The organism is Psychrobacter sp. TB55-MNA-CIBAN-0194, from assembly GCF_040309505.1.
GTDB lineage: Bacteria > Pseudomonadota > Gammaproteobacteria > Pseudomonadales > Moraxellaceae > Psychrobacter > Psychrobacter fozii.
On the sequence record NZ_JBEOOW010000182.1, the window covers coordinates 1 to 280 of the forward strand.

At 59.3% G+C, this 280-nt stretch carries 1 protein-coding gene; it reads left to right on the forward strand.

Features of this window, described 5'->3' with window-relative positions; genetic code table 11:
- Positions 1-87 precede the first annotated feature (87 nt).
- Positions 88-280, forward strand: a 193-nt coding sequence (locus AAEY75_RS14750; RefSeq protein ID WP_502944426.1) for a hypothetical protein, incomplete at its 3' end; no start/stop codon positions are given.

The window sequence follows — 280 nt, forward strand, 5'->3', positions numbered from 1 at the left end:
GGCTGCGCGAAGTATGCCACGCTGGTTTTGTGAAATATCTGTACGTAGACTGCCGCCATACCCCCACTTGAAGGCGGCGAAAAAAACGTGATGCAAGTTACTGAAGTCTCCATTGCCCAATTGCGCGCTGCGCTTGAAGCCGGCCAGACCACGGCGGTTGAACTGGTCCAGGCGTACCTGGCGCGAATCGACGCCTACGATGGCCCGCAAACGGCCACTGCGCTGAACGCTGTGGTGGTACGCAACCCCGAAGCGCTGAAAGAAGCCCAGGCCTCCGATG